The 5353-nt window shown below is 50.4% G+C and carries 5 protein-coding genes; 4 read left to right on the top strand and 1 reads right to left on the bottom strand.

The features are described from left to right. The 3 genes from ACI32D_RS09065 to ACI32D_RS09075 all read left to right on the top strand — a co-directional run. Positions 1-1752 (top strand): mucin-binding protein (locus tag ACI32D_RS09065; RefSeq protein WP_439776247.1); only part of this gene is annotated, 1752 nt, incomplete at its 5' end. 99 nt (positions 1753-1851) lie between these two features. Next, positions 1852-2571: an HAD family hydrolase gene (locus tag ACI32D_RS09070; protein WP_439776248.1), complete on the top strand. Its 720-nt coding sequence runs from the start codon at positions 1852-1854 to the stop codon at positions 2569-2571. Between the two features lies 1 nt (position 2572). Next, complete coding sequence (locus ACI32D_RS09075; RefSeq protein WP_439776249.1) at positions 2573-2839, top strand: GNAT family N-acetyltransferase; 267 nt, start codon at positions 2573-2575, stop codon at positions 2837-2839. Between the two features lie 95 nt (positions 2840-2934). On the opposite strand, the gene ACI32D_RS09080 is transcribed toward ACI32D_RS09075, so the two are convergent. Then, the gene (locus tag ACI32D_RS09080; RefSeq protein ID WP_439776250.1) at positions 2935-4389 is read right to left on the bottom strand and encodes an FAD-dependent oxidoreductase; all 1455 of its coding nucleotides are present in this window, start codon (positions 4387-4389) and stop codon (positions 2935-2937) included. 136 nt (positions 4390-4525) lie between these two features. Between ACI32D_RS09080 and ACI32D_RS09085 the strand changes: the two genes are divergently transcribed. Beyond that, positions 4526-5326 (top strand): LysR family transcriptional regulator, encoded by an 801-nt coding sequence (locus ACI32D_RS09085; protein WP_439776251.1) that lies wholly within the window; start codon positions 4526-4528, stop codon positions 5324-5326. Positions 5327-5353: the final 27 nt, after the last annotated feature.

Below are 5353 nucleotides of genomic sequence, written 5' to 3' on the forward strand. Positions count from 1 at the left end.
GATCCGTGGACTAGTGGTCAATGGAGTGAACAGACAACTCCAGAGATTGCCGGTTACACTGCAAGACAAAGCTCCGTAGCCGAGACTCCTGTAGATGGTTCAACCCAAGACCAAGTGGTTGACGTCTTCTACAGTGCAAATGGCCAATCTGCAATTGTGAATATCTACGATGATACGACCGGGAAACCTATCTCTACCGCATCCCTTGCGGGCAAGACGGGAGAAGCGATCGACTTCAGTCAGCCTAATGCATCGCTGAAGAGCCTTTTAAACAAGGGCTACGCATTGGCAGAAGTTGGTAATGGTGATCTGACCAACGGCCAATTCACTTCAGCCAACTTTGATAACACGGACGAAGTTACTCAAGAATTCGTGGCTCACCTGGTTCACACTTACGCTAAGTCAAACGAGACCAAGACGGTTACTCGTACGATCAACTATCACAAGCCGGATGGTGTTGAGACTGTAACTCAACCAGTTCAGCTGACTAGAGTAGTTACGACCGACAACGTAGACCAGAGCAAGACTTTTGCTCCATGGACTAGCGGTGAGTGGAGCGCAAAAACAACTCCAGAAGTTGCAGGCTACATTGCAAGCCAAAGTTCTGTAGCTGAGATTTCTGTAGATGGCTCAACACAAGACCAAATGGTTGACATCTACTACACGGGCGAAAACCCAAAGGCTCTTGTAAATATCTACGATGACACGACTGGCCGGCTGCTCACTACTGCATCCCTTGCAGGCAAGACCGGTGAAGCAATCGACTTCAACTTTGCTAACGCGTCCTTATTGAACTACGTGCGCATGGGCTACCTCTTCGCGGCAAGCGGCAACAGAGACCTTTCCGGCAGAAAGTTTGCCTACGCCATCTTCCTTGATGCACCTACCCAGCTCTTCGAAGCACACTTGGTGCACTCATACGCTAAGAGAGACGAAAAGAAGACCATCACCCGGACGATCAACTACCACATGCCAACCGGCATTGAAGCGGTTGAACAAACTGCTGAACTGACCCGGCCTGTCACGACCGACCTGGTCACCGGCGCGACTAGCTATGGCGACTGGACCAGCAACAAATTTACAAGCCAAAAGACGCCAGAGCTCAGCAACTACACGCCAAGCACCAGCTTGATCACAAGCCGTGAGGTTACCCACGGGGATGCTGACAGCCAAGAAAACGTCTACTACTACCCGAACAAGCAAAAAGCAACGATCTCCTTTGTCGACGCAAAGACTGGCAAGACGATCAAGCTTATGGCTGATTTTGACAGCGGCAAGCCAAATGAGGCCATCAACTTTACCCAAGCAAAGGCTCAGCTGGCAACGCTTTTGAAGGAAGGGTACAAGGAAACTAGCAACCTTGAAAGCATCTGGAAGGCAGTCTTTGCAAGTACCAATGGCGAAAACAACTTCGTCATCCGCCTGGTGCCATCGCTTGACATGCATCCTTCCGTTGCCCCTGGCAAGCAGTCAACTAAGCCAAAGACAAGCGGAAAGAGCAAGAAAGCTGGCCAAAAGCCATCTGTTTCTGCAACTGGTCAAGCAGGCCAAAAGCCTGGCTTAACCGGCCAAACTGCAGGTAAGGGTCTGCAAGCCGCAAGCCCAGCCGGACACACGGCGAAGACTCAGTTAGCTGAGTTGCCGCAAACTGGCGAAGCCAGCGGCAAGCAGCTCTCCTGGCTCGGATTGCTCTTGACCGCGGTTGGCACTGCCATAAGCGGAATTTGGCGCAAGAAGCGCGATGACGAATAAGCGATTTTTCCCTCGCTAACAGGGAGGAGAATAGGTCTGCTCTATATGGGCAGGCCTATTTTTTCCGCCAGATGGTATAATGAAAGCGAGGTGAAACTGATGAAATATGAAGCCGCGATTTTTGACATGGACGGCACTATCTTAGATACGAGCGCTGACTTAACAAGCGCATTGAACTACGCGTTTGAAAAGACAGGTCACCGGCATGACTTTACGGTTGAAGACATCAAGAACTTCTTTGGCAGCGGGGTTGTGGTGGCGGTCACCCGGGCCCTGGCCTATGAAGCTGGCAGCAGCCGGGAAAGCCTGGTGGCCTTTGGCACCAAGGATGAACAGATCCCGAAAGCTGTTACCCAAGCAGAAGTTAACCGGGTTCTGGAAGTTTTCAAACCATACTACGCTGACCACTGCCAGATTAAGACTGGTCCCTTCCCAGGCATTTTGGATTTGATGAAAAATCTCCACCAAAAAGGCGTCAAGCTGGCTGTCGTTTCCAACAAGCCAAATGAAGCCGTTCAAGTCCTGGTCGAAGAACTTTTCCCTGACAGCTTTGACTTTGCCTTGGGGGAAAGAAGCGGGATCCGCCGCAAACCAGCCCCGGACATGACCAGTGAGTGCGTCAAGGTCTTGGATGTGCCAAGAGACAAGTGCGTCTACATCGGCGACTCGGAAATCGATATCCAGACTGCACAGAATTCTGAAATGGATGAAATCGCGGTAAATTGGGGCTTTAGAAGCGTGCCATTTTTGCAAAAGCATGGGGCAACTGTGATCGTAAATTCGGCTGAAGAGCTAGAAGAAGCAATTTTAGGTGAATAAGATGGAAATCAAGTTTGAAGGGGACCAAAAGCGTGCCGCGGTTTATGACGACGGCAAGCTGATTGGCCAATGTGTTTATGAAGACAAAGGTGATCACTGGATCATCACGACGACTAAGGTAGACTCAGCTTATGGCGGACAAGGCCTGGGCCGGAAGCTGGTTGATACCGTTGTTGCTGCCGCCCGGGAAAAAGGCGTCAGACTGCGGGCAACCTGCTCATACGCGGCTAAGGTCTTGACCAAGCCAGGATACGAGGATTTGCATTAAGCAAGATAAAAGCATCCCTACTGCAGATTTTTGGGGGAAGGGATGCAAGTATTACTGCACGAAAAAAGACTGCCAAAGGCAGTCTTTTTATTTGCTTACAGATATTTTTGTGCGTCAAGGGCAGCGTTTCTGCCGGAGTAGAAGGCGTAGCCGGCGCAGGTACCAGGCATGTTCGGGCCGTAAGTGTCACCAGTCAAACCGCTGGCGTCGTTGCCGGCCGCGTAAAGACCAGGGATAATCTTGCCCTTTTCGTCTTCAACTTCGTTGTTGACGTTGACCTTTAAACCGCCCATGGTGCAGAAGGCGCCGATGTTCAGCTTGAAGGCGTAGAATGGGCCTTTTTCGACAGCAACCAGGTAGTCAGCATCCTTGCCGAAGTCCTCGTCTTCACCCTTAGCGGCAAAGCCGTTGTAGCGGGCGATAGTTTCAGTCAATTGTCCCTTTGGCAGGCCGGTCTTTTCAGCCAGTTCTTCAATGGTGTCAGCCTTGAAGATGAATGGCTTCTTGTCAGCTACAGCTTGGTCAATTTCGTCAGCCAGCTTGTCCATCTTTTGTCCGCGTTCAACGTAAACGCCCAGACCCATGTAGTTGCCGTCCTTAGCCAGCTTTTCAATCACGCCGGTGTCCAAAATGCTGTAGACTTCATTTTGGGTGTAGAGAGCATTGCCGGCGTAACTGAAGTTGTAGATGACGGATTCGTCGACGAAACGTTCACCATCTTCGTTGACCCAGAGAAGAGGCTGCTGGCCGGCAGCGACGTTCATCTGGCTGGACATCATCTTGAAGTAAGGCTGGTCTGGGTCATCCAAGTAGCCGCCAAAGAGCATGGCCATGCCAGTGCCGTACTTACGGCCACCAACGCTCCAGCCCAGGCGAAGGCCGTCACCAGTACCCTTGCCGCTTGAAACAGGGATCATCCGGCTCAAGTCATAGTCAGTTTCTTCAGCCATCATTTCCTTGTTGTTGAGGTAGCCGCCAGCTGCCAAAACGACAACCTTGGCTATAACGTCTTCAGTAGTGCCATCAGCTTCGTCTCTAAGAGTGATGGTCTTGCTGCCGTCTTCGTTCAGCTTCAAGGCAACAGCCGCGGTAGAGGTTAAAAGTTCCCCGCCCAGCTTGAGTAATTTCGGTTCCAGGGCTTTGTGGATGGCGCCATAGCCGAAGCCTTCGTAGATGTGCCAAGTTGCTTCACCGGCACCCATTGCTTGAACCCGTTCAAAAACAACGCCTTCGTCAGCCAGCCATTGAACGTTTTCCGCGCTGGCGTCAACGTACTTGCGCCAGATTCTGGAGTCAGCCTTGTACTTGGAATATTCGACTTCTTCCTTCAAAACGTCAGTACCAGAGACTTCGATTCCTTTTTCCTTTTGCAGGTAGGAGCCAACGGCGAAGATCCCTTCGCTGTAGTTGGCACTGCCACCAGTAGTACGGCCCTTTTCCAATAAGAGGACGCTGGCGCCGTTTTCCTGGGCGGTCAAGGCAGCGGCTTGGCCTGCCGCGCCCGAACCAACTACTACTACATCATACTTGTCTTTAGCTGCAATCGTCATGATTTTCTCCTTACAAAACTTGCTTGCTATTACTTACACTTGAAACTATATAGGCTTTTGGGGTAGATTAATAGAGAGTAAACGCTTGCACAGGCGAAGCGGATAGTTCGGGTGGATTTTTTTAAAGGGTGAAACGATGGATTTTGAAAAGCTGAAGATGTTCTGCAAGGTAGTTGAAGCGGGCAGCTTCCAGAAGGCGGCGGAGAGCGAGTTTGTCTCGCAAAGAGCGGTGTCGCAGATGATGAAGAAGCTGGAAGATGAGCTGGGGTTGAAGCTCTTTGACCGGGAGAAGAACAAGATTTTTGTCACTCCGGTTGGTATGGATTTTTACATATATGTCAGAAACATGCTGCAGAAGTTTAGCGTGAACGTTAATGCTTTGCGCTACGAGTCAACGACCAAGCAGCGGCTGATCTGCGGGTATTTTTCGCCATTTGACGGGGCTTTGCTGAGGGCGAAGCTATATGACTTTTTAGATGAAAAAGTGCAGCTGAGCATAGTGCATGAAAGTATCGACCATTTGCTGAATGATATTGCCAATGGCCTGGTGGATCTGGCGACGGTGCTGGATTACGGGGATCCGGGTCTGGTGGTTGATGATCCGGAGTTAGCAAGCGTGGACGTGTATGAGAATGAGATGATCATGGGCGTCAGCGATTTGAATCAGTTAAGCAAACTGGAGGAATTTCCACTTACGGAGATTGGCAGCCTGCCGGTTTTGTATTATATGCCAGAAGAAAATTCGCATTATCTGCGGCAGGCTTTTTTGTCGACCTTGCCAGAGGAGTATCAGGCTAGCTGCGCGCACATTTCCAATATTGAACAGATGCAGATGCTGGTGTCCTTGAACAAGGCGGTGGCTTTTTATCCGAAGGGCTTGTATGAGTATGTATTGACTGACAAGGAACATATACGCGTGGTGCTAGTTGAAATATAGTTTCAATTTCTTAACAAAAAAGGTCCA

The sequence above is a fragment of the Lactobacillus sp. genome, from assembly GCF_051873315.1.
Lineage (GTDB): Bacteria > Bacillota > Bacilli > Lactobacillales > Lactobacillaceae > Lactobacillus.

Excerpts from the sequence above, each read along its gene's own strand:
- ACI32D_RS09070 (WP_439776248.1), top strand. The coding sequence starts at position 1,852 with ATGAAATATGAAGCCGCGATTTTTGACATGGACGGCACTATCTTAGAT.
- ACI32D_RS09080 (WP_439776250.1), bottom strand. The coding sequence starts at position 4,389 with ATGACGATTGCAGCTAAAGACAAGTATGATGTAGTAGTAGTTGGTTCG.
- ACI32D_RS09075 (WP_439776249.1), top strand. The coding sequence starts at position 2,573 with ATGGAAATCAAGTTTGAAGGGGACCAAAAGCGTGCCGCGGTTTATGAC.
- ACI32D_RS09085 (WP_439776251.1), top strand. The coding sequence starts at position 4,526 with ATGGATTTTGAAAAGCTGAAGATGTTCTGCAAGGTAGTTGAAGCGGGC.